24 protein-coding genes and 1 pseudogene are annotated in these 26,084 nt (G+C 55.9%); 17 read left to right on the top strand and 8 right to left on the bottom strand.

Annotation, left to right across the window (positions count from 1 at the left end):
* The first annotated feature begins 21 nt into the window (after positions 1 to 21).
* The 4 genes from OK409_RS09405 to OK409_RS09390 all read left to right on the top strand — a co-directional run bounded on the left by OK409_RS09405 (position 22) and on the right by OK409_RS09390 (position 2,585).
* Positions 22 to 987 carry a magnesium and cobalt transport protein CorA gene (locus OK409_RS09405; protein WP_010259025.1) on the top strand — a complete coding sequence of 322 codons (966 nt, stop codon included), beginning with the start codon at positions 22 to 24 and terminating at the stop codon, positions 985 to 987.
* A gap of 131 nt (positions 988 to 1,118) precedes the next feature.
* The gene (locus OK409_RS09400; RefSeq protein ID WP_223565618.1) at positions 1,119 to 1,628 is read left to right on the top strand and encodes a hypothetical protein; all 510 of its coding nucleotides are present in this window, start codon (positions 1,119 to 1,121) and stop codon (positions 1,626 to 1,628) included.
* A 12-nt stretch (positions 1,629 to 1,640) separates the two neighbouring features.
* Entirely contained in the window at positions 1,641 to 2,096 is a 456-nt protein-coding gene (locus tag OK409_RS09395; RefSeq protein WP_010671255.1) for a DUF421 domain-containing protein, read from the top strand.
* Between the two features lie 255 nt (positions 2,097 to 2,351).
* On the top strand, positions 2,352 to 2,585 hold the full coding sequence (locus tag OK409_RS09390; RefSeq protein ID WP_033779612.1) for a hypothetical protein: 234 nt from the start codon (positions 2,352 to 2,354) through the stop codon (positions 2,583 to 2,585).
* A gap of 37 nt (positions 2,586 to 2,622) precedes the next feature.
* Here the strand turns inward: OK409_RS09390 and OK409_RS09385 are convergent, their stop codons facing one another.
* Positions 2,623 to 3,519, bottom strand: a complete 897-nt coding sequence (locus OK409_RS09385) for a lipid kinase (protein ID WP_154209643.1) — start codon at positions 3,517 to 3,519, stop codon at positions 2,623 to 2,625.
* 171 nt (positions 3,520 to 3,690) lie between these two features.
* Between OK409_RS09385 and OK409_RS09380 the strand changes: the two genes are divergently transcribed.
* The 3 genes from OK409_RS09380 (at position 3,691) to OK409_RS09370 (ending at position 4,857) form a co-directional block, all read left to right on the top strand.
* Positions 3,691 to 3,963 (top strand): cupin domain-containing protein, encoded by a 273-nt coding sequence (locus OK409_RS09380; protein WP_010259018.1) that lies wholly within the window; start codon positions 3,691 to 3,693, stop codon positions 3,961 to 3,963.
* Positions 3,964 to 3,975: 12 nt separating this feature from the next.
* Positions 3,976 to 4,401, top strand: coding sequence for a DUF4186 domain-containing protein (locus OK409_RS09375; RefSeq protein WP_060679626.1), 426 nt, complete (start codon positions 3,976 to 3,978; stop codon positions 4,399 to 4,401).
* A gap of 138 nt (positions 4,402 to 4,539) precedes the next feature.
* Complete coding sequence (locus tag OK409_RS09370) at positions 4,540 to 4,857, top strand: hypothetical protein (RefSeq protein WP_010259015.1); 318 nt, start codon at positions 4,540 to 4,542, stop codon at positions 4,855 to 4,857.
* A gap of 344 nt (positions 4,858 to 5,201) precedes the next feature.
* On the opposite strand, the gene OK409_RS09365 is transcribed toward OK409_RS09370, so the two are convergent.
* Positions 5,202 to 6,425, bottom strand: a complete 1,224-nt coding sequence (locus OK409_RS09365) for an AI-2E family transporter (RefSeq protein ID WP_033756854.1) — start codon at positions 6,423 to 6,425, stop codon at positions 5,202 to 5,204.
* Between the two features lie 351 nt (positions 6,426 to 6,776).
* On the opposite strand from OK409_RS09365, the gene OK409_RS09360 reads away from it, so the two are divergent.
* Positions 6,777 to 7,106 carry a hypothetical protein gene (locus OK409_RS09360; protein WP_045140688.1) on the top strand — a complete coding sequence of 110 codons (330 nt, stop codon included), beginning with the start codon at positions 6,777 to 6,779 and terminating at the stop codon, positions 7,104 to 7,106.
* Positions 7,107 to 7,119: 13 nt separating this feature from the next.
* Here the strand turns inward: OK409_RS09360 and OK409_RS09350 are convergent.
* A pseudogene (locus tag OK409_RS09350) lies at positions 7,120 to 10,883 on the bottom strand (NAD(P)-binding protein).
* Between the two features lie 600 nt (positions 10,884 to 11,483).
* Here OK409_RS09350 and OK409_RS09345 point away from each other — a divergent pair.
* Positions 11,484 to 12,176 (top strand): DUF421 domain-containing protein, encoded by a 693-nt coding sequence (locus tag OK409_RS09345; RefSeq protein WP_052271545.1) that lies wholly within the window; start codon positions 11,484 to 11,486, stop codon positions 12,174 to 12,176.
* A gap of 139 nt (positions 12,177 to 12,315) precedes the next feature.
* On the top strand, positions 12,316 to 12,522 hold the full coding sequence (locus OK409_RS09340; protein ID WP_010259007.1) for a hypothetical protein: 207 nt from the start codon (positions 12,316 to 12,318) through the stop codon (positions 12,520 to 12,522).
* A gap of 65 nt (positions 12,523 to 12,587) precedes the next feature.
* Here OK409_RS09340 and OK409_RS09335 read toward each other — a convergent pair whose 3' ends face one another.
* Both OK409_RS09335 and OK409_RS09330 read right to left on the bottom strand, forming a co-directional pair.
* Positions 12,588 to 13,781 carry a zinc-dependent alcohol dehydrogenase gene (locus tag OK409_RS09335; RefSeq protein WP_010259005.1) on the bottom strand — a complete coding sequence of 398 codons (1,194 nt, stop codon included), beginning with the start codon at positions 13,779 to 13,781 and terminating at the stop codon, positions 12,588 to 12,590.
* 150 nt (positions 13,782 to 13,931) lie between these two features.
* Positions 13,932 to 14,522, bottom strand: a complete 591-nt coding sequence (locus OK409_RS09330) for a hypothetical protein (RefSeq protein ID WP_111533514.1) — start codon at positions 14,520 to 14,522, stop codon at positions 13,932 to 13,934.
* Between the two features lie 364 nt (positions 14,523 to 14,886).
* Here OK409_RS09330 and OK409_RS09325 point away from each other — a divergent pair, with 364 nt between their 5' ends.
* The 4 genes from OK409_RS09325 to OK409_RS09310 all read left to right on the top strand — a co-directional run bounded on the left by OK409_RS09325 (position 14,887) and on the right by OK409_RS09310 (position 19,194).
* Positions 14,887 to 16,173: an HAAAP family serine/threonine permease gene (locus OK409_RS09325; RefSeq protein WP_010671264.1), complete on the top strand. Its 1,287-nt coding sequence runs from the start codon at positions 14,887 to 14,889 to the stop codon at positions 16,171 to 16,173.
* A gap of 241 nt (positions 16,174 to 16,414) precedes the next feature.
* Positions 16,415 to 17,512 carry an ABC transporter substrate-binding protein gene (locus OK409_RS09320; RefSeq protein WP_033779600.1) on the top strand — a complete coding sequence of 366 codons (1,098 nt, stop codon included), beginning with the start codon at positions 16,415 to 16,417 and terminating at the stop codon, positions 17,510 to 17,512.
* Positions 17,513 to 17,790: 278 nt separating this feature from the next.
* Positions 17,791 to 18,255, top strand: a complete 465-nt coding sequence (locus tag OK409_RS09315) for an RcnB family protein (RefSeq protein ID WP_010671265.1) — start codon at positions 17,791 to 17,793, stop codon at positions 18,253 to 18,255.
* A 102-nt stretch (positions 18,256 to 18,357) separates the two neighbouring features.
* Positions 18,358 to 19,194, top strand: coding sequence for a Cof-type HAD-IIB family hydrolase (locus tag OK409_RS09310; RefSeq protein WP_111533516.1), 837 nt, complete (start codon positions 18,358 to 18,360; stop codon positions 19,192 to 19,194).
* A 166-nt stretch (positions 19,195 to 19,360) separates the two neighbouring features.
* Here OK409_RS09310 and OK409_RS09305 read toward each other — a convergent pair whose 3' ends face one another.
* Complete coding sequence (locus OK409_RS09305) at positions 19,361 to 20,509, bottom strand: iron-containing alcohol dehydrogenase (RefSeq protein WP_187512301.1); 1,149 nt, start codon at positions 20,507 to 20,509, stop codon at positions 19,361 to 19,363.
* Positions 20,510 to 20,800: 291 nt separating this feature from the next.
* Here OK409_RS09305 and gntT point away from each other — a divergent pair, with 291 nt between their 5' ends.
* Positions 20,801 to 22,117: a gluconate transporter gene (gene gntT / locus OK409_RS09300; RefSeq protein WP_010258995.1), complete on the top strand. Its 1,317-nt coding sequence runs from the start codon at positions 20,801 to 20,803 to the stop codon at positions 22,115 to 22,117.
* A 198-nt stretch (positions 22,118 to 22,315) separates the two neighbouring features.
* Here gntT and OK409_RS09295 read toward each other — a convergent pair whose 3' ends face one another.
* Complete coding sequence (locus OK409_RS09295) at positions 22,316 to 22,561, bottom strand: hypothetical protein (protein WP_010258994.1); 246 nt, start codon at positions 22,559 to 22,561, stop codon at positions 22,316 to 22,318.
* Positions 22,562 to 23,858: 1,297 nt separating this feature from the next.
* Here OK409_RS09295 and cspE point away from each other — a divergent pair.
* Together cspE and OK409_RS09285 are read left to right on the top strand one after the other, a co-directional pair.
* The gene (gene cspE, locus OK409_RS09290) at positions 23,859 to 24,068 is read left to right on the top strand and encodes a transcription antiterminator/RNA stability regulator CspE (RefSeq protein ID WP_006118399.1); all 210 of its coding nucleotides are present in this window, start codon (positions 23,859 to 23,861) and stop codon (positions 24,066 to 24,068) included.
* Positions 24,069 to 24,294: 226 nt separating this feature from the next.
* On the top strand, positions 24,295 to 24,726 hold the full coding sequence (locus OK409_RS09285; protein WP_010258992.1) for a GNAT family N-acetyltransferase: 432 nt from the start codon (positions 24,295 to 24,297) through the stop codon (positions 24,724 to 24,726).
* On the opposite strand, the gene OK409_RS09280 is transcribed toward OK409_RS09285, so the two are convergent.
* Positions 24,704 to 26,059 (bottom strand): PLP-dependent aminotransferase family protein, encoded by a 1,356-nt coding sequence (locus tag OK409_RS09280; RefSeq protein ID WP_033756872.1) that lies wholly within the window; start codon positions 26,057 to 26,059, stop codon positions 24,704 to 24,706. The two genes, OK409_RS09285 and OK409_RS09280, sit on opposite strands and share 23 nt — an antisense overlap.
* Positions 26,060 to 26,084: the final 25 nt, after the last annotated feature.

Raw genomic sequence — 26,084 nt, 5'->3', positions numbered from 1 at the left:
GTCACAACGGGAAAGCAGAAGATGATCGTAAGCAGCAGGGTGTATCGTCCGGGATGCGCGGGCGAAGAGGTTGAAGTCGATGATATCAGTGAAGTGATCAAAGAGCCGGAGGCGTTTATCTGGCTCGGGTTGTGGCAGCCAGACGCTGAGTTTATGGCGAAGATTAAAGAGGAGTTCGGACTTCATGAACTGGCGGTTGAGGATGCACTCAATGCCCATCAGCGACCTAAAATCGAACATTATGGCGAATCGCTGTTTATCGTGGTGAAAACGGTGTGCGCTAAGGATGACAGCTGCGAACTGGGCGAAACGCATCTTTTTGTCGGAAAAAACTTCCTGATCAGCATCCGTCACGGCGCCTCTGAAAGCTACACCCCAGTGCGGCAGCGGGCGGCTGAAAACCCGGCGCTGCTGAAGTTTGGTCCCGCTTATCCGCTCTACTGCCTGCTCGATTTTATTGTTGATCGCTATGCCGAATTGTCCACTTCACTGAATGAACGGGTCGGGCAGATGGAGAACGATCTCTTCACCAGTGAATTTGATCGCAAGTCGGTGCAGTCGGTCTACACCGTGCGGCGTCATCTGCTGAAACTGCGCAATGCGGCGCTGCCCGTGGAGGAGATCTGTAATCAGCTGATCCACCTGCATGAAGATCTGATCCCGCGTCCGCTGCGCGCCTACATCCGCGACGTGCAGGATCACGCCCGGCATGTCGTCACCGACGCGGAAGATATGCGCGAGATGCTGACCAGCGCCATGCAGGTCAATCTGGCGCTGGTGACGGTGCAGCAGAATGAAGTGGTGAAAAAGCTGGCAGGCTGGGGTGCGATCCTGGTGATCCCGACCGTGGTCTTCAGTATGTATGGCATGAACTTCGAGCATATGCCGGAGCTGAAGTCGCTGTATGGCTATCCGCTGGCGGTGGGGCTGACCCTGCTGGCCTGCGGCGGGCTGTGGGCCAAACTGCGTCGCTCCGGCTGGCTGTAAACGGCAGGATGCGTTGCCAGATTGTCCCGCTGAAAAGGTCACGACCCGCCAGATAGTGAACCGATACTGTCTGGCTATGCTTAACGCAGCGTGCAGTTTTTGTTCCTGAGCCAACAGTGTGTGAGGTCACGGTGAAAAAAGAGGATAGCAGCGGTCAGGCAGTACCGATTCAGGAAAACCTCCGCTGGGTACGCCGTGAATGGCTGATTCAGCGTATCGGTGAATACGTCCTGATTGCGCTGGTGATTCTGGGTGCGTGCGGACTCTTTTCCAAAGGCGTGCTGAGTAACGGCAGCGCCCGCTCGCCGGATGGGACCATTCAGGTGGAGTATGAACGGTTTGGCCGGGTTGAGAGCAATATGGATATGCGCATTCGCTACAACGCACCGGTAACCGATCGCTTTACCGTTACGATTGGCGGTGGCGCCCTGGATAACCTGCAAATCCAGACGCTGCAGCCTCAACCGCTGGAGGCGGTGACGATTGGCAGCGATCTGCGGCTGACCTTTTCGGCCCGCAACACCGGACCGGATCACGCGATCTGGCTTGGCCTGCAGCCGCGCAATGCGGGCCGCATTCACGTCACTATTCATGGTGACGGCCATGCTCCGGCCCGTTTTACCCAATGGATTTATCCCTGACAGAGGCGCTTTATGGAAACGGTATTACGTGCCGCAGCGATCTACCTGGTGCTGATGGTCGTGTTTAAAATTGCCGGCAGACGCACTCTGTTGCAGATGACCTCTTTCGATCTGATTCTGCTGTTGATCATCAGTGAAGCAACTCAGCAGGCGCTGCTGGGCGACGATTTTTCGGTGACCGGCGCGGCGCTGACTATTATCACGCTGGTAGCGATTGATATTGTGCTGGGCAAACTGAAAAGTCGCTTTCCGGTGGTGGAGCAGGTGATCGATGGCGGCCCGGTGATCCTGGTCGAGAATGGTAATCTGCTGACTGACCGCATGAAGATGACCGGCATCAGTCCTGATGATGTGCTGGAAGCGGCGCGCTCCGGGCAGGGTCTGGAGCGATTTGATCAGATTAAATATGCGGTGCTGGAGGTTAACGGGCATATCTCGATTATTCCCCGAGCCGATAAAGAGTCCTGAGGGGCGTTCGCCCTGGCCTGACAGGAGAGCGCCCGTGCCGGAGCCGCGCAGGTTACACACGCCTGAGATATCCTCATCCCCTTGCTGCAGCAGGCCCTGAATGCATTACAGATCCTCATTGCGTCACGCTGCGCTTGTTATGCCGCTTCCCTTGTAATCCTGTCGATTTCGTTCAGACTGAGTATTCCACTCATGCTTTATCATCAGAGCTGGCCTGACTATCAATCAGCGTTATGCTTTTACAGTCAGGATTAAATGAATGAATTTACGCGATTTACCTTCTACCCGGTTACCGGCTGGCATATTGGTCCCCTGAATACCCATCAGGCGCTGGTAGTGAAATTCGGTTATATCGATCCCGATGCCCCGCGTGAAAAGGGCCCGCAGGAGACCCTGTTTCTGGGTCTGACCCTCGAAATGGCGAAAAAGCTTGTCGCCAATCTTTCCGAACACATCGACTACGCTGAAAAAAAGAGCACCCAGCACTAGTTTCTCACCGCGATCGGTTACCACGCCCACCGTCGGGCTATTTTGCTGCGCTGTCGCCCGGTGCATAAACCCGCAGTGCACTGGCTATCAGGCGAAAATGCGCGGGTGTCTGACCGATAATCTCACCATCTGCATTGATGTAATGGGGACGGCGCGTCTCAATCGTCAGCTCCGTGGCGCTGAATGCCCGCACGTTACGCCAGCGACCGTGAGTGCCGCGCCGCAGAAAGGGCAGCAGCGCAATGAGCTGCCAGCTATGCTGCAGCTCCAGACTATAGACATCCAGTAACCCATCGTCCGGAGCGGCACGCTGTTCCACTGTCATGCCGCCCCCATAAAACCGTCCATTGCCCACCGACACCTGAACCGTTTTGATCGGCGTCCGATGGCCCTGATGCACCAGCGTAGCGCTGAAGGGACGGCTCTGCCGCAGCACCCGCAAAGCCGCCAGGGCATAACCGCCCACTCCCCAGCGTTTTTTCGATTCCGCCGTGAGGTTGCGCGCCAGTTCCACCGAAAAGCCGATGCTGGAGACGTTCAGAAACAGGTGCTGATTCACTTCACCCAGGTCCACTGCGCGCAGCTGCCCGTCAGCGATAATCTTTATCGCGGACTCCAGGATGGCAGGAATGCCCAGCGTGCGGGCAAAATCGTTGGCGGTGCCCAGTGGTAAAATGCCCAGCGGCAGGCCGGTCTGCATCAGTCCCGGCGCGGCCGCATTAAGCGTGCCGTCGCCACCGCCGACGATCACCGCATCAACGCGATGGGCATACGCCGCGATTAATTCGCTGTAGCTGCGGGTATCATCTCCGGCCGGTTGCAGCAGGGTGAACCCGGCCTGAGCCAGCAGCGACTGTGCGCGGCTGGCCTCGGCGCGTCCTTTGCGCGAGCGCTGATTAATCAGCAGCAGGGCAGTTTTCTCCTGTTGAGACATACTTTTGCGTTATCCCGATGTCAAAATGGCTGTAACGAGACGGCAAGTACAGCACTGGCCTGACCGGTGAACAACCCTGCTTGCGCTACTTTACGTAACCTGTTGAGTGCCATAAGCGGCGATAAAGATCGTCTACACTGCTAAGGGTCAGATCCACACTGAGGAGTTGCGATGACAGAACACGAATTCAGAAAATTGTTAGCCGAACAGGGTTTTGACGAGCCTCTGTTGATTGAGCGTGCAGCCGCCGCCCAGCTTGATAATCACGTACATCCCTTTGAAGCACTGGCACTGATTCTGAGTGGTGACATCACCATCAGTACCGAACAAGGCGATACCACCTATCATCCCGGTGAGACATTTCATCTGCAGCCAAATGAACTCCATCGTGAGGCGTTCGGGTCGCAGGGCGTACGCTATCTGGCGGGACGTAAATATGAGTGACTGGCAATCAGCATGAAGGTTTCTGACGATCTTTTTACCCGGCTGTCACGCTCGCCGTTCCGTCAGCGCTTTCGTCTGGGACGCGCGGAATATGATTATGCGAGCAGCAAAGGCGAGCCGGTATTGCGCCAGCACGCCGCTGAGTTTGTGGCACAGCGGCTGGCGCCTGCGCAGCCTGAAAATGATGGCAAGCAGACGCCGATGCGCGGCCACCCGGTGTTTATCGCTCAGCACGCCACCGCAACCTGCTGTCGTGGCTGTCTGAGTAAGTGGCACAACATCGGACAGCACCAGCCGCTGAGCGCGGAGCAGCAGACCTATATAGTGACGGTGTTACTGCAGTGGATCACTCATCAGATGCAGCAGCCTGCACCGCCTGCTCGCGTCAGCCGAAGCCAGCCGAAACCGGATGAAAATCCGCAACTCGCACTTTGGTAATGGGCGAAAAAGCTACAACCGGCGGCTTTTTCTGGTGAAAACTGGCCCTTTTTCATTCCTGGTTTATTCTTAAATCTTTCCTGGGAACACTATGCCAGGATTAAAACCTACACGGCAACGATTCATACAGAGGGAATTATGAAGAAATCAATTATTGCACTGTCTGCTATTTTGCTGGCCTCGCCGGTATTTGCTGCTACCACCACAGACAACACCGTTGCGGAAGCGCATAAAGGCGCCGATACCGCGAAGGAAAAACTGCATCAGACCCAGAACGAAGGCAAAGAGCTGAAGCTGAAGTCTGAGCACGCCGCTGAAGGCAAAAGCGATACCACCGGCAGTAAAATCACCGAAGGTACGCAGAAAGGCTGGCACAAAACCAAAGAAGGCACTGAGAAAGGCTGGGATAAAACCAAGCAGGGTGCTGAAGATCTGAAAAACAAAGCGACTAACTAATTCGCGGCTGTTCTCAGGTTAAAAAAAGAACCCACCGAAAGGTGGGTTTTTTTATGGGTGATAAAGCCGACGCGTAATGCCCCTGGCAGCAACGCATAAGCTCAACGCGCAGGGAACACGGTCAGAAGAGGAAAGCGTCCCGCGCCTGGGACAAAAACGCCGGGAGCGTTTTTGAACAACGCAAAGCGTTAGCCCGTTTACGGGCGCACCTCAGGGATGAGGTGCGTAATCGCGCGGGCCGAGCATGCCATGGATGGCGGGTTTTGCGCCTTTCCGATCTGACCGTGTTTCCTGAGCAGGCCTCGCTCTCACTGCGATACTAACCTGGGTTTGCCTGACGCGGATTACGCTTTCTTTTCCGCTGTTTCTTTCTCTGAGGCGGCTAACGCAGAGACTTTCCTTTCCGTCTCTGCAGCCGCATCGGCGGAGGCCGCCGCCGCTTCAGCCGCAGCCTCTGCCGCGGTATCGGACTGTTTCTTACCTTCTTCGATAAACTCTTCGTCGATGGCTTCGATGTTTTCGCGGTTATCGCGTCCTGAGAGCAGGTTCCAGCAGGCGATAAACAGAGCGGCAATCACCGGACCGATAACAAAACCGTTGATGCCGTAAATCTCCATGCCGCCCAGCGTGGCGATCAGAATCAGATAGTCAGGCATTTTGGTGTCTTTGCCGACCAGTAGCGGACGCAGGATGTTATCCACCAGTCCGACGATCACTACGAAGAAGCCCACCAGGAACAGCCCTTTCCACAGTGCACCGGTGGCGAAGAAGAAGATCGCCGCAGGCACCCAGATAATGGCGGAACCGACTGCCGGAATAAGGGAGAGGAAGGCCATCAGTGCGCCCCACAGCAGGCTGCCGTCGATGCCGGTAAACCAGAATGCCAGCCCACCGAGAATACCCTGAACAATACCGACCACCACCGTGCCTTTCACCGTCGCGCGCGCCACGGCCGCAAACTTCACCATCAGGTGATGCTTCACGTAGGTTGAGAGCGGCAGCGCTTCCAGGATCAGATGCACCAGATAGGAGCCATCTTTCAGCAGGAAGAACAGCAGATAAAGCATCACGCCAAAGCCGACGGTGAAGCTGAACGTCCCTTTACCGATGATAAAGGCGCTGCCTGCCACATACTGACCGCCCTTAAGGGCAAACGAGGAGAGCTTCTGCTGAATCTGTTCGGCGTTATCCAGGTTGTTTTCAGCCAGATAATGTTTTGCCCAGCGCGGCAGATGCTGCAACAGATCGGCGAAGACCGCCGGGAACTGCGCCGAATTGGTCTGCAGTTTGTGATAGACCGCGTTGGTTTCGACCACCAGCGATGAGGCGATAATAGCCAGCGGCGTGAACACAATCAGACAGATACAGAGCAGGGTAATCAACGCGGCCAGGCCATTGCGTTCGCCCATTCGGACCCGCAGATACGTTTTCAGCGGATGGAAAATCACCGCCAGAATCGCCGCCCATAAAATCGGCGAGAAATAGGGCGAAAGCACCTCGAAAAAACCGAGGGTGGCGATAGCCAGAATCAAAATGAAAAACCCGATGTTCAATCCTTTAAAACGCATGGAAAAACCTCATCTCGAACAACTCTGATAAACCCGACGCGCGAATTTTCTGTGTCTGGCTTTGCTTATGCGGCTGCCTCGTCACTGATTATCGGTCAGGCTTTGCTTTTTAAACGCTGCTGATGACAGCATAATGCTGGCTAACTCTTTGAAATGTCTGGCAGAATTGATGAACGGGCAATGTGCGTTCGCTGCGTGACTTCCTATAGGTAACACGCTGCAACTGACAGCAGCGCGCTGAATCCTACATTAGCGTAGCGGTTTCGACCATTATTGGTAGGTCAGAGACTCATGATCCCGGGGGATGCTGCCGATAACAGTATTAACTGGATAAAAAACAGGCAATGAAAAATGAGTAAACAGAGCGTCTTAATCGTGCTGCTGACGCTGGTATTAACCGGCTGCGCCACCAAGCAGTATCCGCAGGCATCCGCGGTCACCCCGGAAGAGACGGCGATGCTGAATTGCAGCGCGCTGGATCAGGAGCTGGTGAAAGCGCACAGCGTGCAGAGTGATATTGAGCAGACCGGCCAGTTCGATGCACTGACCGTGCTGGGCTTTGTCGGGGATTTCGGGCTGGGCAATGGCATTGCGAAATACAATGCCAGCCAGAAGGCGGAGCGGCGACTGACGCAGTTACAGTCGCTGAAAGCCGCGAAGTGCAGCCAGCGGCTTTCGTAGCGACTGCGCCGGGTCAGCCGAGCGTCCGTTCGCTGACATGTTGCAGCCGGACATTTTCGGCGGCGCGTTTACCGGCAAGGAAGGCGTGATCCGAGTTGTAATATTCCCACTCGCTGTAGCGGCCTGACAGATGAATGTCCTGGGTCAGCAGCCACTGGCGGATCAGCGCCACGTTAGCGCTGCGCGCATGGTCATAGACCACGTAGGCGTAGGGCATATCGACCTCTGAGGCACAGAGTAGCGGATCGTCCGCGGTGATCATGCCAACTCTGATGCAATCCTGACGGCAGCGCTCAATCAGCGCATCCCCCGCCAGCGGCAGCGGATTGGCCGTGTTATAGGTGATTTCGCAGGTTAAGCCGAAACCGCCCGGCGGGTTGCAGTGCGGACTCGCATTGCCCTGCACAAAGATGCGATGAAACAGCGTATCGCCAGGATAGTAAATCCAGTGCTTTTCGGTCAGGTCAGCGCGGCCAATCCCCAGATTAACGCAGCGCACCGAGACAAACTGCAACTGCTGCGCCGCCCGTTGCACACTCTCCGGCACTTCATCGCCCATCAGTTTAATCAGCTCCGGCAGCGGCATGGTGCTGATCAATTGTTCATAACGGTAGTGGCGGCCATCCGCCAGCAGCGCGACGTGCGCCTGCGGGTAGAGGCGGGTCAGGGTGGCGTCCGTTTCCAGCGTACATTTCAGGTGCGGCAAAAAGCCGGACATCAGCGCCTGGAAGCCACCGCGCAGCGGATAGCCGAAATGGGCGTTGGGGCCAACCGGTTTCGCCAGCGGTTGCAGCGCGCCATCAATGATCTGCGCCAGATCGGGCAGCGGTACGCGTCCGCCCAGCCATGAAGTTTCCATGTCGGTCAGCGGCACCTTCCACAGTTTCTGGTTGTAGGGCAGGGCAAAGTGACGCGCGATGCCTTTGCCCCAGGTGCGCATAATGAAGTGCTGGAAATCCTCTTCGCCTTCCACCACGCCTGTGCTGCTGCCTTCATCGGGGATCGCGCCATCTGCGCAGCAGTCCCGCCGTGCCCGCGCCCGATCCAGTGGCACAGCGGCGGCGGCGCCGTTTCGCCATAACGCGCCTCAATAGCGCCCAGCACGCACTCTTTTACCACCTCGACCGGCAAGCCGTGCAGCGCGGACTGGAAGGGATAGCGGGTATAAACGCCGTCGCTGTAGACCCAGGCTTCACGCGCCTGCCAGTGCAGGTTGTCGCCCAGCAACATCTCATACAGCTGCAAGACGTACGGGTCCTGCGAGAACATAATGTGACCGGCATAGTCGAAGGTAAAACCCTGATCGTCAATCGAGCGGCACCAGCCGCCAGGGGTGCTATTTTTCTCCAGCAGCACCGCGCCTTCGCCGTAATGATAACCGGCGCTCAGCCCGGTTGGCCCGGCTCCGATAATCAGGCAGGGAACGGCTTCACTCTCCAGCATCAATGGGGTTAACGGCGTGATATTCGCCTGTGCGCTGCCCTGGCTGACCGAACTTAGTGCGGGCTGACGCTGCGTCAGCGCCTGCTGGATCAGTCCATGAATCTGTTCAGCGGTGCGATCCCATGAGGTGGCATCGACCTTTGCCTGCATCCGTCCCGCCAGCGCCAGCCGTTCTGCGGCACCAATCGCCATCGCCTGTTCACAGGCGGCAATAAATTCAGCGGGGCTCTCTGCCACCGCCACTTCCTCTGCGTAATGCCGCGCAACGTCAATAATCGCGGTACTGACAATCGGCAGCTGCGCCGCCATATACTCCAGCACCTTGGTCGGTGAGATGTAGCGCGTCGAGGCATTGATGGCAAACGGCATCAGACAGACATCCCAGCCTGCCAGAAACTGCGGCAGCGCCTGATAGGGCTGCTGTCCGAGCCAGTGAATATTGTCGCGCTGCGGCAGGCTGGCGGGATCAATTTTTACCACCGGGCCGACCATAATGATCTGCCACTCGGGGTGGCTGTCCGCCAGCGCCGCAATCAGCGGCAGGTCTATGCGCTCATCCAGCACGCCGTAATAGCCAAGACGCTGTGCCGGAATCGCATCCTGCATCGGATGTCGATTGCTGCGATCGCGCGCCTGCTCAAAGTGGATAGCATCAACGCTGCTGGGAAAGCAGTAAACCTGAGGATGTTTGTCACGCTTCGCTTCATAGAGGCTGGTGCCGCCGGTAAAGACCAGATCGGCACGGGTCATCAGCGCGGATTCGCGCTGCTGCAGCTGGCGCGGTGCATTCTGAAAAGCGGAAAGCTCATCCATGCAGTCGTAAATCACCAGTGACGGATTAAAAGGGGTCAGCAACGGCAGCGCCATCGGCGTATAGAACCAGATCAGCGGCTGTTCATCTTCCTCCAGTAGCGGAGTCAGCAACAGCAGCAGCGGGGCGATCTGGCTGTCGTGAAAACCAGGCGCGTCGCTGTCGGTATGCGGCTGGATCACCGTGATGTTAGCGGCAGGCGAGCTCTGATGCAGACCCTGTGGCCCCGCCTGCCAGACCGGCTCTTCGACAAACAGCACGCGATAGTGCTGTGCCAGTCTTGTCAGTAGCTGCTGCGGACGCTGAAAAACAAATCCCCAGCGTAAATGGCTGAAAACAATGAGAACAGGTGGTTTCATAGGGTGCTCCTGACAGGGGTGTTTTGAGGAGTGGATGTGCTGCAAAAAGCGCTGCGCCTGACGTAATGCGCTGGCATAAGGTTGCTGTAGCTGGCGGGCATAGGGATCGGCCCCCAGCAGATCGAGATCCCACAAACCGCTGCGGGTCCAGAAAGTCGTCTCCTCCCATAAGGGACGATCCAGGATCGGATAGAGGCAGATGCCGTGCAGCTCAACGCCTGCCAGTTGCGCCTGCGCAACCTGCGCGGCGATCTCAAGGATCCAGCTTCCGCGTCCGCTGCCGACGTGGCTGGTTTCCGCCAGCAGCAGTGGCCGCTGATAACGCTGCCAGACCTGCTGCAGCATCTGATGCAGCGGCAGGCGTCGGCTGTCGCCCAGATGCCAGTAAAGCCGCCGGTTTGATCCCTGCTCCCACTGGTTGTCGTGGTAGTAATTCACGCCAATCAGATCGAGATAGCGTGGGGCGCCGCCCAGCTCCGGGTTACGTCTGCCGCTCAGCATGTCCCACGCCTGATACTGGGTGTCACACATATCACGTGCCAGCACGTCGCTGGCCGGATCGGCGGGATCGGGCACGATATGGATCAGTGGATCACAGTGCAGCAGACGGGCTCGCGGATCGGCCAGCCAGATGGCATCACAGGCTGCCAGCGTAGCGCGCACCAGCTGCTGCTTGGCGGCATCCGCCCGATCCGCCTCAGCGATCGCCTCACAGGTGAACAGCCCTACCGAGATACCCCAGCTGACAAAGGAGATCTCATTCATCGGAGAGTAGACTGGCGCCTGCTGATACCAGGGGGCCAGGAAGCGGGCCAGTGCGCCACAGAAGGCGGCGAAACGGCTGACAAAGTCGTGGTCAAACAGGCTGACGCCAGCGGGCCAGCCGTAGTGGCAGATTGTCCAGCTCAGCTGAATGCCCTGCTGCTCTGCGGCCTGCATCCGGGCCGCGACCGTCGAGAAGTCATAGCGGCCATCGTGCTCACATAACCGCCAGCCGACGCTTTCGCGCACTGTGCGCATGGAAAAGGGGGCCAGCGCGGCATAATCCTCTGCTGCACGCGCCTGATGCTGGTTAAGATCGTTCATCGACAGCGCAAGGCCGGCAGGATTGATATGATCGGCACCTTCGTAGCCGGCCTGCCAGAAACTGGAAAAGGGCGTCATGGCATCTCCCGAAAAAAAGCAACACGCTTTCCGCTGACGAGCCGTCGTGAAACGGGTCAGGGCGTTAGGGTATGCATTGCAGACTGATCGATCTGACCACTCTGAACGGACGGGCGATCCATGCCATAAGCCACAGACACTGAGTTGCAGGCATCAGGGCCTGTCGCGGTGTGGACGAGTGAGATAGTAGGTATAGGCCAGTGACGCTATCGGCAGAAAAAGGCTGGCTTCTCTGGATGTTGAAAGGATTTACGGAAGCCTTACTGGAAAGTATAGGCAGTAAGGTTTGGTTCGCAATTTATTGAAGTAAAAGAAAAAAGCGCAGCGGTAAAAATTATCCAGCAAGAAACAGGAAGTTTTAGCATGCGGTTTTGCGAACGGCCCGATAAGCGTAGCGTGAATAGTGTCAGTGCCCTTTTCAGCTTTGTTAACCTTTTCCTCAACATGCAGAGAGGTCAGACTCGCCCACTTTCGCGTTACAGCTTCGCTTGCCTTTTGGCGGGCTGGCGACAAGATTTACTTATCACTGGCCTGAATCTGCGGGTCATCAACGGGTGATGCGACGATGCGCGCCCCCTAAAACAGGATGTTTTACAGACTATGTTCTCATTCGACTGGCACCGTTTCTTACTTAACGATCAACCGGCCACCTTTTTGTTTGAGGTGGTGGTACGGGTCATGATCGCCTATCTGGTGGTGTTCACCTTTCTGAAAGTCTCAGGACGACGCGGCGTGCGCCAGCTGTCGCTGTTCGAGCTGGTGGTGATCCTGACGCTGGGTTCCGCGTCCGGTGATGTGACATTTTACGATGATGTGCCGGTACTGCCGGTCATTATGGTGTTTGTAGTCCTGCTGGCGCTCTACCGCTTCACGACCTGGCTGACGGCGCACAGCCCGCGCTTTTCACGGCTTATTCAGGGCGACGTGATTACCCTGATTAAAGAGGGATTGTATGTGCTGGAGAGTCTGGATCGTCTGAATATTTCTGAAGATGAGTTTTATATGGAGTTACGGCAGAGTGGTGTGGAGCATCTGGGGCAGATCCGGCTGGCGCTGGTGGAGGTCGATGGTCAGCTCAGCCTCTATTTCTACGATGACGATGAGATGCGCGCCGGGTTAAGCGTACTGCCTCCTGAGCACCGGCAGGATTACAGCACTGTACCGGTCAGCGCGCTCTATGCCTGCACCCATTGCGGCCAGACGCAGATCGTTGAGGCTGAGCAGCAGGCTGTCTGCCCGCGCTGTCAGCGACAGCGCTGGTCCGCGGCACTGACCGTGCGTCGGCTGCATTAACGAGATCAGCAAATCGGGCTAAACAGCAGTTAAACCGGTTGTGCCTTGTCTCCGCTTACCACATAACTTTGCCTGTTACTGACAGAAAATGAAAACCCTTCGGGCAGCATAGCGGCACCGTTACCAAAGAGGTGTGCGTATGAAAGTGAGGCTGGCCAGTGCATTACTGTTTTTGCTGTTATCGTTTGGCGCGTTTTCACAACAGGTGATCAGCGAAAGTCATCCCCATTCACGCAGTGCGCGATGGCTGGAGCAGGGCAGTCAGGTTGATACGGCGGATTCGCCGGATGAACATCTGCTGGAGAGGCGGGAGTGGCGAAGCAGCCTGCAACGCAAGCCGTTCTGAGATGAGCTCCCCGGCGGAGAATAGCCGGGGAGCCAGGGGTTAAGCGTTTCAGACCCGTTGTGAAATTATATTGTGGCCTGTGTCGCTGCCATGCCAGGCACCAGAATCACCTTGCGGCACTCCTCTTCGCGTTTGGCGAAAATATCGTAGCCACGCGCAGCATCTTCCAGCGGCAGATGGTGGGTCACAATCTCTTCCGGCGTCAGATGGCCCTGTTCGATCAGCTTCAGCAGGTCGGGCAGATAAGCGTGTACGTGGGTCTGTCCCATCTTAAAGGTCAGCCCTTTGTCAAAGGCGTCACCAAACAGGAAGCCGTGAATGAATCCGGCATAGACGCCCGGCACGCTGACGATACCGCCACGCCGCACTGCGGCAATACACTGACGCAACGCTTTACCGCTGCTGCCTTCCAGTTTGAGATTGGTGAGCACGGTTTCGGTCATGCTGCCTTTAGCCTCAAAACCTACTGCATCAATTACCGCATCCACACCGCGATTGCCGGTGCTGTGTTCGATAATCCAGCCGGCCGGGTCATCGATCTCATCGAAGTTAATCGGGATAACACCGTAGCGCTCACGGGCAAAGTTTAAGCGGTAGTTGTTGTGGTCGATCATGTAGATCTGTTCGGCACCCTGCTGTCGGGCGCAGGCGGCACTGAGCAGGCCAACCGGCCCGGCACCGAAAATCGCCAGGCTGGAGCCAGGTTTCACCTCGGCGTTTTTCACCGCCTGCCACGCGGTGGGCAGAATGTCTGACAGGAACAGCACTTTCTCATCCGACAGTACCGACGGCACTTTAAACGGGCCGGTATTGGCTTTTGGCACCCGGACATATTCCGCCTGTCCACCAGGCACACCGCCATAGAGTTTGCTGAAACCAAACAGGGCTGCGGGGGGCGTGATGTTTTTCCGGTTCAGGATGGCACCCCGTCCGCTGTTGGTATTTTCACAGGCAGCATACTGGCTCATCAGGCAGAAAAAACAGTCGCCACAGGCGATAACAAACGGGATCACCACCCGATCGCCTTTGGCCACGGCGGTCACTGCGCTGCCTGCTTCAACCACTTCGCCCATAAACTCATGACCAAAGATATCTCCGTGCCCGGTACCGGGGATTTTGCCGCGGTAAAGGTGCAGGTCTGAACCGCAAATGGCCGTGGCGGTCACACGCAGAATAATGTCATCTGCGGCTTCCAGACCCGGATCGGGCACATTATCGACGCTGACTTTATGGGGGCCGTGATAAGTTAATGCTTTCATCTGTTCATCTCCTGATGATTAGGGGACGGCGGCCAGGCCAGAAGGCGTGGCCACGCACGGGAAAGACTCAGGAAACCTGAAATCGAAACCTGCCTGAAGTGTAGTAATCCTTTAAGGAGTAAGCAGAGCGGTGCAGCAGGCTGGCCAGTTTCAGCCGGGCTGACAGGGCGGCTGCACCTGCGTTGTGACGACCGTTACGGCTCGGGTGTCGGGTTGCCAGAGAGCGAGGTCGGCAAACGCACGACGATAAACCGTGTCGATTTGTGCCGGAACCTGTTCGATGTAGTGCCAGGCATGCTCACGCGTTTCACCGGTGAGTTGCTGCAGATAGTGCCGCGCGTCGTCCAGCGTCGGGATCTGGCCTTCGACACCCGCCATGCGGGCAGGCAGACCGGTCCAGATCAGACCTTCTATGCCTTTGGTCTTAGCCCACTCTGCCAGTGGTCCCGCTGAGGTCGCTGTCACCGTCATCATCCCGATGCCATCGATGCGGCTGTCCGGAATGGCTTCACGGAGGCGCAATGCGCGGCAGGCGCTCTCAAGTGAGGCGGTATTCAGCCAGGCCCAGTACACCGGCACCGGGCTGGCGTTAAGGCAGATCGCGGTCGACAGCTCGCCGCCGTCAGCGATGCGCACAAACTCAATCGGTAGCTCAGGACCATCATGATGCCACTGACTGGCCACCGGCAGTGCGCCAGCTTTCCAGATTAACGATCCCCATCCGAGGCAGGCAATTTTCATTCTCTTCTCCTGTGCACCTGTCGGCGTGATCGCGACAGAATCTGTTTAAGCGTAGCCCGTTGCGCTGAACCGTTACAGGGATCACCTTTTTAGGGGCGGTAAAACTGCCACAAAGATGGCATGATCGCCGCGCAGTCACTTTGCACAACCTGACGGTTTTTTCAGCAATCCATGCGTGTTTATCTGCACGGCTTGAACTTTTATCGTCAGGTAGTGTAAAAAGTGGCGCACGCAATCGATTACCTATGCACGGGCGGGTCAGCATCACGTTGACTGATCCGGTTGCAGCTGAGGCGCAGAGTGGGGCGGACATTTGCCTGCCTGACGGCTCAGGTTACTGGCGGCTTTTAAAACGGAAGATCTGATGAAAACCACGCAAACTGGCACGCTGGGCGCGCTTGAGAGTGACGTCGATACGGGATGGCGTAAAACCGACACCATGTGGATGCTGGGTTTATACGGCACGGCAATTGGGGCGGGTGTACTGTTCCTGCCTATCAATGCTGGCGTCGGCGGGCTGATCCCGCTGATCATCATGGCGATACTGGCGTTTCCGCTGACCTTTTTTGCGCACCGCGCCCTGACCCGATTCGTTCTCTCCGGTAAAAATCCGGCCGGGGATATCACCGAGGTGGTCGAGGAGCATTTTGGCGTTGGTGCGGGCAAGCTGATTACGCTGCTCTATTTCTTCGCTATCTACCCGATTCTGCTGATGTACAGCGTAGCGATCACCAACACGGTTGAGAGCCTGATGGTGAATCAACTCGGCCTGGTGCCGCCACCGCGTGTGCTGCTGTCTCTGCTGCTGATTGTCGGACTGATGACCATTGTGCGTTTCGGCGAGAAGATGATTGTCAAAGCGATGAGCGTGCTGGTTTATCCCTTTGTGGCGGTGCTGATGCTGATGGCCTGCTATCTGATCCCGCACTGGCACGGCGCTGTGCTTTCGACCCTGAACGTTCAGCCCGCGGGCAGCAGCCTGTGGATGACGCTGTGGCTGGCGATTCCGGTGATGGTCTTCTCCTTTAATCACTCGCCGATTATCTCCTCATTCGCGCTGGCAAAGCGGGAAGAGTATGGCGATGCCGCAGAGAAAAAGTGTTCGCGCATTCTGGCCTGCTCGCACCTGATGATGGTGGTGACGGTGATGTTCTTTGTCTTCAGCTGCGTGCTGAGCCTATCGCCTGAAGATTTACACGCCGCCAAGGCGCAGAACATCACCATTCTTTCCTATCTGGCGAACCATTTTAAGGTGCCGATGATCGCCTGGCTGGGACCGCTGATTGCCATTGTGGCGATCACAAAATCGTTTCTCGGTCACTATCTTGGCGCGCGCGAAGGATTTAACGGCATGGTTAATAAGGCGCTGCGCAGTCGCGGCAAAACCATCGCGCCCGCCAGACTGAATCGCCTGACCGGACTCTTTATGCTGCTGACGACCTGGCTGGTGGCAACGCTGGATCCCAATATTCTCGGCATGATTGAGACGCTTGGCGGGCCGGTAATAGCGATGATTCTGTTCCTGATGCCGATGTACGCTATCCAGAAGGTACCCGCGATGCGGAAGTACAGCGGTCACATCAGCAATCTGTTTGTCGTGCTGATCGGACTGATTGCCATCTCCGCAATCTTCTATTCGCTGGTGAAGTAACACTTAGCGCAACAGGCGCATCTCAATCCCCCTGGGATGCGCCTGCCATTCTGCCCGCCCTTCGCCATTCTCTCTATGCACCTCCACGCATTCAGCGATATCGCTCCCTGATTTAAGCCCGCTGCCGCGTTGTTAATGCCGCCTCTCAGACGCATCTGGTTAGTAATAGTTACATTTGGTACTTATCAGCATGGTAGAGTTAACGCGAATAATTATTATTCCCTAAAAGGACAGGAGAAAAATGAAAATCGGGATAGTTGCTGCCACCACATTTTTACTGTCAACCGCCTGTGCGGCTACCACCTATCCGGTCACGGTGACCGATATGGATGGTCAGAAAATTACGCTGCAAAAAGAGCCGCAGCATGTGATTTTACAGGATGGGCGTGACGTGATGGCGCTGGCATTACTGGATCGCCAGAACCCGTTTCAGCGTGTCGTTGCCTGGAACAACCTGCCGAAAAAGCAGGATACCCAGACCTGGGACCTGCTGAAGCAGCGCTGGCCGCAGGCGGCATCGATTGTTGATATGGGCTTTAACGATCAGGGGCAGGTCAATCTGGAGAGCGTGCTGGCGAAGCAGCCCGATCTGATGATTGCGCAGCTGCGCGCCAAACCGGCCCTGACGCAGTCAGGCGTGCTCGCCACCCTGAAAAATCTCCATATCCCGGTGCTGTTCCTTGATGTTGAACTTAATCCGAAAGAGAACACCCTGAAGAGCGTGAAAGTGCTGGGCACCGTTCTGAATCGCGAAGCCGAGGCGAAAGCTTACGCCGATTTTTACCAGCAGCGCTGGCAGATGCTTCAGCAGAAGATTGCGCAGGTGCCCCACAAGCCAACCGTGTTTATTGAACCGATTGCCGGTAACAGCGACAACTGCTGCTTTACCCACGGTCATAACGGCTGGGGCGCGCTGGTGGAAGCGGTCGGTGGCAAGAATATCGGTTCTGCACTGCTGCCCGGCAGCTCAGGATTTGTGTCGCTGGAGAAGATTATCGCCATGAAGCCGGACGTCTATATCATGACCGGCTCTAAACGCCCGAACAGTAACGTGCTGCCGTTTGGTTACGGTGCCAGTCAGACCGACGTGACCGCCACCTTTAACCGCCTGCAGAGCCGCACCGGTCTGGAGCAGATCGAACCGGTGAAACAGAAACGGGTGTATGGCGTTTATCACCATTTTTATAATCACCCTTACAACATTATCGGCATGGAAATTCTGGCAAAAGATCTCTATCCGGAAGTGTTCCGCGATCTGGACCCGACGGCTGATTACCACCACATCGTGACGCACTTTACCGGGTTACCGGATGCGCCAGTGATCCTCAGCACGCCATAACCGCAAAAATGTCAGGGTGCGTTTCAGCATCCTGACTTTTCATCGGCCATCATCCGTCAACCAGAGCGTGATTTTCAGACAGCGCAGGTTGCCCGTTTAACCTCTGGATTGCGTCAGCAACGTTGTCATCGCATGTCCTGTGTTAAGAAAGCGCTAAGCAAGCGTAATAGTGTGTAAGTTACCGGATTTTAAGAGTTTTACAGATGTCTCCCGCCACAATTATTGCCATGATGCCGATCAACGGTGCCTGAACAGCCGTTATTTTCGGAGGCAGTATCATGAAAAAAACAACATTAACGCTTATCGCTTCACTTTTGACATGCAGCACACTCTTTTCTCAGGCCTCACGGGCAGACGATCGTGATGACGCGCACCGCAAGCCTGTGCCGCATCAGAACGGTGACCATCGTGCTGACAATCGCGGTTCTGACCAGAATCAGGAGCGTGGCAACAACCGTCATGACAGCGTCAATCATCGCCCGGATCAGGACAACAACGGTCGGGGCAGAGAGGCACGTAATGACCGCGACCATTTCGCCTGGCAGGGACACGACTTCCGTCGCGGGCATCCTGTCCCGCAGGCGTACCGCGGCGACCATTACCGCGTAGCCGACTGGCATGAACGTGGTCTGCGTGAACCACCGCGCGGTTATCACTGGGCAAACATCGACGGCAACTATGTGTTGATTGCTGCTGCAACCGGGGTAATTACTGCGCTGGTGCTGAACAGCGCCCTGAACTGATCCCCAGGGGATGGCTGCGGCCATCCCACTTTCTTTCCGTTTTGCCGCGCCAGCGGCTATCCTGACACTCCACGCTGAAAATTCCCTGTGTAAGGAGTCATGATGACGACGGTTAAGATGGTTGCGGTAGATATGGATGGCACCTTTCTGGACGATAACAAGCAGTACAATCGATCCCGCTTTCTCGACTGCTATCAGCAACTCACCGCCCGTGACATCAAATTTGTGGTGGCCAGCGGCAATCAGTATTACCAGCTCAAATCCTTCTTCCCGGAGATCGCCAGCGATATCGCCTTTGTAGCCGAAAACGGCGCATGGATTATCGATCGTGATGAGGAACTGTTTTGCGGTGCCTTTGAACGCCGCGATGTTGACGCGGTGATCGATACCCTGCAAAACGGCGACTATCCGGGTCTGCGTTACCTGCTGTGTGGCCGGGAGAGCGCCTGGTACTTCGACGGCATGGAAGAGAACTGGCTGAAGAAGATGCGCCATTACTGTCACCGGCTGAAGCCGATTCATCATCTGGATGAGGTGCAGCATGACCGGCTGTTTAAGTTCGCGCTGAATCTCTCTGATGACTATATCGAGCCACTGATGGCGGATATTGAACGTCTGCATCAGGGGCGAGTGGCAGCGACCTCAAGCGGTCACGGCTCGGTGGATTTGATCGTGCCGGGGAATCATAAAGCGCACGGTCTGGATCTGCTGGCACAACGCTGGGGGATCGCGCACGACCAGGTGCTGGCCTTTGGTGATGGCGGTAACGATCTGGAGATGCTCAGACAGTCTGGCTTCAGTTTTGCCATGGACAACGCGCCACAGCGGGTGAAACAGGCGGCACGCTATGCCGCGCCTTCTAACAACGAGCAGGGCGTGCTGCAGGTGATTGAGCAGATGCTGGCAGGTGAGGGGCCTTTTAGCGCCATGCAGGCTTAGCCGTCTGGCGCTGCGATTAAGCCAGGGCGGTTAGCGCCGTGATTCAGCCAGCCGCCTGGCTCAGAGAGCGGGTGCAAGAGGATAGCGCTGAGGAGCAGCAAAGCCGGGCGAGGCTGGCAGGCCCGGGTTGTGCCTGATCAGCGAATGCGGGCAACGCGGCTCCTGATCACGCCGTGATTGGCCAGGCCTGCGCGATCATCATCTGCATCTGTTCGCGGCTGTAATTCACCAGCGAATTTTTGCTGTTGGCTCGCGCCAGAATCCACTCCACCTCGGCGCGGCTCAGTGAAGGGCCATCCTGCCAGAATGGGGTGATCGCCTGCTGCTGCAGCCACTGTTTAAGAAACTGCGCCGGTGAGTCCGTAGTTTCGCTGAAGAGCTGCGGGTGCAGTTCCGCCATCAGCTTACGCTGCAGTGGCTGTTCGCTGTCGGACAACAGATCCAGGAACGGAAACAGCAGACGTCCGCACACTTCACCGTGATGGAACGGCTTAATTGCGCCCAGTTCCCCTGCAATACCGTGGATCACCCCCAGACCCGCACTGCTGAGACTGACACCGCCCAGCCACGACGCCATCATCATCGCTTCCCGTGCCTCGTCGCCAGCAGCATCCTCACGATTAAGTGCAGGCCAGGCATGAACAAACTGACGCAGGCCGGTCAGCGCCAGCTGTCGGGTAAAGAGGTTGCCTTTGCCGGAGAGATACGCTTCGAACAGGTGGGTAAACGCATCAATACCGCAGGTTGCCAGCACCCGGTCAGGCGCACCTTTCAGCAGATCGGCATCGAGAATTGCCACCTCCGGCACAAAGACCGGGTGGCGCAGTGACGCTTTTATCTGAATGTCACGCTGGTCAGTCACTACCGCATTTTGCGTCACTTCACTGCCGGTACCGGCGGTAGTCGGGATAGCAATCAGCGGCAACGTGATGGGCTGAACCGCGGTGTCACCCACTTTTTCCAGATAGCGGGCGGTTGGCAACGGGTGTTGTACCATCGCGCTAAATGCTTTCGCCGCATCCAGTACGCTCCCGCCGCCAATCGCGACGACCCGATCGACATGACCGCGCCAGCGCGCAACCCAGCCATCAATCTCGGCGGGTGAGGCTTCATGACTGACAATTTCATAGCCAATAATATGATCGTTGAGTCCGGCTTTTAGCCGGGCATATGCGGGGCCTTGCAGAAAAGATTGTCCACAAAACAGCAGAGTAGGCTGTGACCGGGCGGCCAGCAGCGGCACCAGTTTATCCAGGCTGCCCCGGCCAAAGAGGGTTCGTTGATTACTGTACAGCTCACTCAGGTTCTCACTCACCAGCGCATCCTTTTTACATTTCGCTAAAATCTGAGTGTAACGAAAAGCAAGGCGCCGGGACTGGCAAACTTTCTGATAACGCATTGGCAAAAAGTTGATCACCTTCGCAAAACAGAAATTCACCCCCGGCGGGGTGGTGCTTTCCTGCTGATGTTACCCTTAACATGTTATCGGTAACAGCGTTTGTCGGGATGTGTAAACATCTTACAGCGCACTGTTTTGTAGCCCTCAGGGGATCATGATAATAAACCGACACTGAATGATGTTCAGTGCACAAGGTGGAGAAAAGCTATGCCATTACTCTATGTGGCGATTGGCGTCGCGTTACTGCTGCTGCTGATGATTCGCTTTAAGCTTAATGGATTTATCGCGCTGATCCTGGTGGCGCTGGCGGTCGGTGTGATGCAGGGCATGCCGGTTAATAAAGTGATTACCTCAATCAAAGCGGGCGTGGGTGGCACACTGGGCAGCCTGGCGCTGATCATGGGCTTTGGTGCCATGCTCGGTAAATTGCTGGCCGACTGCGGCGGTGCGCAGCGTATTGCCACCACCCTGATTGAAAAATTCGGCACTAAGCATATTCAGTGGGCGCTGGTGCTGACCGGTTTTATCGTCGGATTTGCGCTGTTCTATGAAGTCGGCTTTGTACTGATGCTGCCACTAGTGTTCAGCGTTGCGGCGTCGGCACGTGTGCCGCTGCTCTATGTCGGGGTGCCGATGGCGGCTGCCCTGTCAGTGACGCACGGCTTTCTTCCGCCGCATCCTGGCCCGACTGCAATCGCGACGCTGTTTAACGCTGACATGGGTAAAACGCTGCTGTTTGGTACGCTGCTGGGTATTCCTACGGTGATTCTGGCGGGTCCGGTCTACGCCCGCTTCCTGAAAGGCATCGACAAACCGATTCCTGAGGGTCTCTATAACCCGAAAACCTTTACCGAGGCGGAAATGCCTGGGTTTGGCGTCAGCGTCTGGACGGCACTGGTACCTGTGGTGCTGATGGCGCTGCGTGCGGTGGCAGAGATGCTGCTGCCTAAAGGCCATGTGCTGCTGCCCTATGCGGAGTTCTTTGGCGACCCGGTGATGGCGACACTGATTGCGGTGCTGATTGCAATCTTCACCTTTGGACTGAATCGCGGTCGCACGATGGAACAGGTCATGGATACCCTGACCGACTCGATCAAAATCATCGCCATGATGTTGTTGATCATCGGCGGTGGCGGTGCCTTCAAACAGGTGCTGGTGGACAGCGGCGTGGATAAATACATTGCCAGCATGATGCATTCTACTCAGCTGTCGCCAATCTTTATGGCCTGGTCGATTGCCGCGGTGCTGCGTATTGCTCTGGGTTCTGCCACGGTAGCGGCCATTACCGCCGGGGGAATTGTGGCACCGCTGATTGTTACCAGCGGCGCCAGCCCGGAACTGATGGTCATCGCCGTAGGGTCCGGCAGCGTGATCTTCTCGCACGTTAATGACCCGGGCTTCTGGCTGTTCAAAGAGTATTTCAACCTGACGATTGGCGAAACCATCCGCTCCTGGTCGGCGCTGGAAACCATTATTTCGGTCTGTGGTCTGGTGGGTTGCCTGCTGCTCTCCTGGGCGATTTAACTTCTGGCCGCTGGCAAGCCTGCCAGCGGCTCTCTGCTTTCGCGTCTCTCCCGCTGCCTCTTTGAGCTTTGAACATCCCGTCGCGCTTGCTGCCCCTGTTGCCGGTTAAACCGGAAAGGCGGGATGTGCGGGACAGACAGCATAAAAAAGGCCGCAAGGTGCGGCCTGACAGAGAAGATTCAGTCTGAATCTGCCACGTTAATGAGGCGGTTCAAAACCGGCTTTCACCATCTGTTCCCGCAGCGCGTGTGCAATGTCACGGTTGCCACCGGTAACGGGGTAGATAACGTTATTCACCACATCATCAAGGTAGTGCTCGTCAAACTCCTGCAGAGAGAGCTGCGTGCCGCCTTCATCGTTGATGGCGAAAGTCCCTTTGATGTGGTTACCGCTGTTTTTTGCCTTGAGGCTGTAGCGGCCCATGCTGGTATTAATCGTGCTCATAAGATCTCCTCGCGACTCATTTTCAATCTCATCACTCTTGAGGCCTGCCTTGCCGCCTAAATTTTAGCCAGGAGTGTTCTGTAAAACGAAGAAAGAGAGCCGTTAAAAAGTGGTGTTGCGATCGTTATCTCAGAATTTAAATAAAGCTCAGGGTTGATGAACTTATGACCAGTTGAGCCGTAAGTGAAGCGGCAGGGCGCATTTTCCTGTCTATAATGCTTACAGGAAAAGTGTTTAATTGGTGAGGGGAAAGGAAATGAAAATTATTCTGTGGATTATTGCGATCATTTTTATCGTTGGCTTACTGACCCTGACAGGGGTGTTCAAACTGATTTTCTGATATCTGTTAACGCTTTAGCAACAGCGGGCACCTAATCAGGTGCCCGCAATGTTTTCTGGCTGGCCAACAGAGCGTCTGTAATGGGATCCATCGGCGTATTGGGCAGCAGATCCTGTGAGCCCAGAGGTTTCTTACAGTATGCGCAGCAGGCACCATGAAAGTTTCGCTGGCCCTCGCGGTAATCAGTAAAAACGAATCGGGCGCTTCCACATTGACCGCAACGCATCTTCATCACCATCCTGTGTCTCCCCCTCCTTTTACTCAGCATTAACGGATGCCTGTGCCTGACCGGTTAAGCGGACTTTATCTATTGCGCGGCAATATTATTTCGCACTGCGATAAGAAAAGTAGTTTCTTATGCTTTTGATTGTTTGTTGCCAAATGCGCATTCGGCCACTAAAAAGCATTTCATTGATCCAGATCAGTGTTTATTAGTTGTTGGCTAAAATATCCGCGAATAGCCTGCCATGACTGATGATAATGGCACAGCCGACTCATTTTTTTTGACGAGGGAGCGGGATCTGCGCCAGTGGATTTAAGATTTATCGTACAATAAATAGCCACTGGCAGGACGCAGGCCTGAAAAAGCAGAAAAACGGGTTTAAGGTCATGGGACTTACCGTCTGGATGATAGAAAAAAAATGTCCTTTTAGCGGCGTAAACGTCATTAAGAACAGGAATATATCTTAATCAGATTTTTCTTTTTAACGTCAGTAACGTAACCGCTTAAAATTAAAAAGGGTTTCGTTTCCAGCAGGTTAGCGACCGATACCCGCTCTGCGCCTGATACGCGTTGAGCGATGTTTCGCAAGTCGAAAAGCAGGAAAGTGTGATGGATGTACAGAATGTCGATATTTATCACTTTTTCATCAAATCATGCTGGACAAATCCCTCAGCAATTGCTGTACTAGACCCCGACACAGTTTAGTGTCCATTTTTCATGTAAAGGTAATATAGATGTCTAAGATCAAAGGTAACGTTAAGTGGTTTAATGAATCTAAAGGATTCGGTTTCATTACTCCTGAAGATGGCAGCAAAGATGTATTCGTACATTTCTCTGCAATCCAGAGCAACGGCTTCAAAACTCTGGCTGAAGGTCAGCGCGTAGAGTTTGAAATCACCGACGGCGCTAAAGGCCCATCTGCTGCTAACGTTATCAGTCTGTAAGTTAACAGTCAGAATTCTAAAAACCCGCCTTATGGCGGGTTTTTTTATGGCTGTAATCTGCGCTTCATCCCCCCTGTCGTACTCTCACTCTCGGCGTGTTGCCGCACAAACTGCGCGGCGGTTCACACTAAATAACCGTAACATATTTATAACAACCCGATATGCAGCTTTTTGGCTTGCGACGCTATATAACTGTGCGACAGAACCCGGTGAGTGAGGAGGCAGGATGAACATACGTCAGGCAGAGTTAAAAGACAGTTTTGCGTTGAGTGCATTACTGAGCGAGTTAGGCTACGGCGGCACTGAAAGCTTTATTGAACAGCGCCTGGCGCAGTTATGCAGCGATCCCAGTGAAGCGCTGTTGGTGGCTGAACATGGCAGTCAGGTGCTGGGGTTTCTCTCCTTACATTTTATTCCTCAGCTGGCGCTGGCCGGTGATTTCGCCCGCATCAGCTATTTCTGCATTGCAGAAGGTGAGCGCAGTAAAGGCGTCGGCCAGCAGCTGATTCAGCATGCCGAAATGCTGGCGGCTCGTCGTGGCTGCGATCGCATGGAAGTCCATTGCCATCAGTCACGTCTCAAGGCGAACCAGTTCTACGCCCGCGAAGGCTATGTTGAATCCCCCTGTTATCTCATCAAAGATCTGCAAGCGAGTTAACTTCCCGTCCGCTGGCGATGATCAGCGCCCCGGCAATCATCTCCCGCTGTTCATCCCTGAGGCTGGCGATACTGACGCGAATAAATTGGGTTGGGCCGAGCCGACAGCGCTCGCCTGGTACGACCGCAATACCGCGGGCAGCCAGCGTGATCATGGCAAACTGCTCTGAAGTCACCGGAATATAGAGGCTTAATCCGTCGCGAAGCGGCAGATCAAGCCCACGCTGTGCCAGCGCCGCGAGCAACGCTTCACGCCGTTGCCGGTAGGTCGCGCGTGCGGTGGCGATCTGCCGTTGCGTTTCCTCATCCTCCAGCAGCCACGCCACCGCATCCTGCAGAATGCGGCTGGTCCAGCTGACGCCAAAATTTCGCCATGACTGAATGCGCCTGACCATCTCCGAGGTGGCAGAGAGCACTGCCAGCCGCAGATCCGGTCCATAGGCTTTGGAAAACGAACGGACGTGCAGCGTGCGCTCAGGAAAGATTGAACCCAGGCTCCAGCTCGCCTCCGCGGAGAGATCGCCAATACCATCATCCTCAACGATCAGTGTGTTGCTCTGTTGCAGAACCTGCGCCATTGCCTGACGTCGCGCCGGGCTGATGCTGTTCCCGGTGGCTGAGTGGGTGCGGGGCTGATAGATCAACATTACCGGTGCCTGCTCCAGCAGAAGAGAAAGAACCTCTGGCAGCGGGCCTTGATCATCACACGCCAGCGGCAGAATCTCTGCGCCGACGTTATCCAGTATATCGAGCAGCCGGGTCGCGGTCGGATCTTCAATAATCACGCGGTCTCCCGGCGAGACCAGGGTTTGCACCAGCAGATTCATCGCGTCAAAACCGCCATCTGTCGCCAGAAACGCCTCTGCAGCATAGGGCCAGCGCGGCGCGATCGCCTGAAGCAGCGGCGCGGAAATCGCCTCACGGGTGTAGCTGTTGAGCTGCGGTGAGTGCAGGGCCGCCTGCAGCGCACGCTGCAGGTCAGGCAGCAGGGCGGGGTCGGGCGCGGCGAGGGTCAGATCGGCGCGGATGTTATCACCGTAGTTGCCGATCTTCTCAAAGCGAATCGGACGCGGCATCACCGTATTACTACTGACCCAGACACCACTGCGCCCCTTGCCCGCCAGCACTTTCTGCTTTCTGAGTTGCGCCCAGGCAGCAGAAACGGTTGCCGGGCTGACACCCAGCTGCTCCGCTATCTCCCGCACCGCAGGCATCTGCATACCTGTCGCGATCTGTCCGTCACGAATCAGCGCGGAGGCTGCCTGTGCAATGCCTTTCACTGAAGGCGATTTTATCTGGCTGCAAAACCAGTTGAGGTCGACGCTCTCTGTCATAAGAAAATACTTTGTTCAGTAACAA

The sequence above is a fragment of the Pantoea sp. RG18 genome (assembly GCF_025910075.1).
Lineage (GTDB): Bacteria > Pseudomonadota > Gammaproteobacteria > Enterobacterales > Enterobacteriaceae > Pantoea > Pantoea agglomerans.
Note: the sequence above shows the minus strand (reverse complement) of the source record. Positions and strands in the feature narration are given on the sequence as shown.

Coding starts and splice junctions, on each gene's coding strand:
- OK409_RS09330 (WP_111533514.1), bottom strand. CDS start 14,522: ATGAAAATTGCCTGCCTCGGATGGGGATCGTTAATCTGGAAAGCTGGC.
- OK409_RS09365 (WP_033756854.1), bottom strand. CDS start 6,425: ATGCGTTTTAAAGGATTGAACATCGGGTTTTTCATTTTGATTCTGGCT.
- OK409_RS09360 (WP_045140688.1), top strand. CDS start 6,777: ATGAGTAAACAGAGCGTCTTAATCGTGCTGCTGACGCTGGTATTAACC.
- OK409_RS09395 (WP_010671255.1), top strand. CDS start 1,641: ATGGAAACGGTATTACGTGCCGCAGCGATCTACCTGGTGCTGATGGTC.
- OK409_RS09325 (WP_010671264.1), top strand. CDS start 14,887: ATGAAAACCACGCAAACTGGCACGCTGGGCGCGCTTGAGAGTGACGTC.
- OK409_RS09315 (WP_010671265.1), top strand. CDS start 17,791: ATGAAAAAAACAACATTAACGCTTATCGCTTCACTTTTGACATGCAGC.
- OK409_RS09340 (WP_010259007.1), top strand. CDS start 12,316: ATGAAAGTGAGGCTGGCCAGTGCATTACTGTTTTTGCTGTTATCGTTT.
- OK409_RS09385 (WP_154209643.1), bottom strand. CDS start 3,519: ATGTCTCAACAGGAGAAAACTGCCCTGCTGCTGATTAATCAGCGCTCG.
- gntT (WP_010258995.1), top strand. CDS start 20,801: ATGCCATTACTCTATGTGGCGATTGGCGTCGCGTTACTGCTGCTGCTG.
- OK409_RS09295 (WP_010258994.1), bottom strand. CDS start 22,561: ATGAGCACGATTAATACCAGCATGGGCCGCTACAGCCTCAAGGCAAAA.
- OK409_RS09280 (WP_033756872.1), bottom strand. CDS start 26,059: ATGACAGAGAGCGTCGACCTCAACTGGTTTTGCAGCCAGATAAAATCG.
- OK409_RS09345 (WP_052271545.1), top strand. CDS start 11,484: ATGTTCTCATTCGACTGGCACCGTTTCTTACTTAACGATCAACCGGCC.
- cspE (WP_006118399.1), top strand. CDS start 23,859: ATGTCTAAGATCAAAGGTAACGTTAAGTGGTTTAATGAATCTAAAGGA.
- OK409_RS09390 (WP_033779612.1), top strand. CDS start 2,352: ATGAATGAATTTACGCGATTTACCTTCTACCCGGTTACCGGCTGGCAT.
- OK409_RS09310 (WP_111533516.1), top strand. CDS start 18,358: ATGACGACGGTTAAGATGGTTGCGGTAGATATGGATGGCACCTTTCTG.
- OK409_RS09375 (WP_060679626.1), top strand. CDS start 3,976: ATGAAGGTTTCTGACGATCTTTTTACCCGGCTGTCACGCTCGCCGTTC.
- OK409_RS09370 (WP_010259015.1), top strand. CDS start 4,540: ATGAAGAAATCAATTATTGCACTGTCTGCTATTTTGCTGGCCTCGCCG.
- OK409_RS09320 (WP_033779600.1), top strand. CDS start 16,415: ATGAAAATCGGGATAGTTGCTGCCACCACATTTTTACTGTCAACCGCC.
- OK409_RS09405 (WP_010259025.1), top strand. CDS start 22: ATGATCGTAAGCAGCAGGGTGTATCGTCCGGGATGCGCGGGCGAAGAG.
- OK409_RS09285 (WP_010258992.1), top strand. CDS start 24,295: ATGAACATACGTCAGGCAGAGTTAAAAGACAGTTTTGCGTTGAGTGCA.
- OK409_RS09380 (WP_010259018.1), top strand. CDS start 3,691: ATGACAGAACACGAATTCAGAAAATTGTTAGCCGAACAGGGTTTTGAC.
- OK409_RS09335 (WP_010259005.1), bottom strand. CDS start 13,781: ATGAAAGCATTAACTTATCACGGCCCCCATAAAGTCAGCGTCGATAAT.